Source organism: Amycolatopsis sp. NPDC049252 (assembly GCF_043197175.1).
Lineage (GTDB): Bacteria > Actinomycetota > Actinomycetes > Mycobacteriales > Pseudonocardiaceae > Amycolatopsis.
Map to the genome: position 1 here is coordinate 1 of NZ_JBICSQ010000186.1, position 1,659 is coordinate 1,659.

Annotated in this window: 1 protein-coding gene; it reads right to left on the bottom strand. The window is 73.3% G+C overall.

The genetic code is table 11. The features are described 5' to 3' along the window. Positions 1-1,659 (bottom strand): acyltransferase domain-containing protein (locus ACGFMK_RS48990; protein ID WP_392778965.1); only part of this gene is annotated, 1,659 nt, incomplete at both ends.

Consider the following 1,659-nt stretch of genomic DNA (forward strand, 5'->3'; position numbering starts at 1 on the left):
GTCCACACTCAGGTCAGCTTCCAGATCGAGGTCCGGCTCGATCATGTCCACCGGATACCCCGTCCGCTCCCCGATCACCTCGATCACCGTGTCCAGCACCGACTGCACAGACGCCACGACCGGCAGCGGCGCACCCGGCCCGACCAGCCCCGCGATCGCCGCCGCCGTCCGCGCCTTCGCGAACGTCTCCACGTCCGCACCCGCATCCAAGCCCAACCGCGTCGCCAACTGGCCGGCGATCTCGGCCCGCTTGATCGAGTCCACACTCAGGTCAGCTTCCAGATCGAGGTCCGGCTCGATCATGTCCACCGGATACCCCGTCCGCTCCCCGATCACCTCGATCACCGTGTCCAAAACGGACAGGACCGGAGCCTCCGGGACCACGACCGGGAGCGCCTCGACGACCGGCGCGACAACCGACGGGGTGGCCAAGTGGGCCGGGATGTCGGTGCCGAAGTAGCCGAGCAGGACGTCGCGCTGGGCTGCGATCATCTCGCGGCTCGTGCGCAGGAAGTCCGCCACCATCGCGTCCGAGGTGCCCGCCGCCGGGACCGCGGCCGGGGTCAGGACCTGCGGGAGCCGTTTCGCGGGCTGGAGGGCGCCGGCCGGGATCGTGCCGTCGGCGGTGCGGAGGAGGTGGCCGTCCACCGTCCATCCCGGACGTTTCGGCCGCGGCGCGGAAGCCGCGTCGACGGCGTCGCGGCCGCGGAACAGCCAGCCCGTCTCGACCGGAACTCCGGAGGTCGCCAGTTCCGCCAGCGCGGCAAGGAACCCCGGCAGGCCGCGGCGGCCCGGCTGCTCGAAGCCGACTGTCCGATGCGGACGGTCGCCGAGGATCGCCGTGACCTGCTTGGCCAGCACCGAGCCGGGGCCTGCCTCGACGAAGACGCGCGCGCCCGCCGCGTACATCGCTTCGATCTGCTCGACGAACCGGACCGGCGACCCGATCTGCGCGGCCAGCTCGGCACGGACGTCGTCCGGGTACGGCGCCGCCGTGCGGTTGCCGTACACCGGGATGGCCGGCCGGACGACGCCGATCGCGTCCAGTGCCTCGCCGAACGTCTCCCCCGCGGCCGCGACCAGCGGGCTGTGGAACGCGCACGCGACCTGGATCCGCTTCGCGCCGAGCCCGGCGGCCCGCAGCAGCCCGACCGCCTTCTCGACCTCGGCGGTCGGCCCGGAGATCACCGTCTGCTGGGGCGAATTGTGGTTCGCCAGGACGACGTCGCCCAGGTCGGCGATCACCTTGCCGACCTCGTCGGCGGGCGCGGAGACCGCGGCCATCGCGCCCGGGTCCGACGACGGGATGGCGCCCAGGATGGCTTCGGCCCGGGCGTGACTGGCGTGCAACAGCGCTTCCGGGGTGAGGGCGCCGGCCGCGGCCAGCGCCGTCAGCTCGCCGTAGCTGTGGCCGCCGGCCATCGCGGGCCGGACGCCGGCACGGGTCAGCAGCCGGAACGCGGCCAGCCCGGCGAGGCCGAGCGCGGGCTGGGCGACCCGGGTGTCGGTGACACGATCCGCGAAAGCCTGCCGCGCCGGTTCACCGAACACAGCGGGACCGAACACCGTCGACGCGGTCTCCGGATCGAGCCGCAGGTAGCGCTGCAGCTCCGGGAACGTGACGAACAGCTCGGCGAACATGCCCGGCCGCTGGCTCCC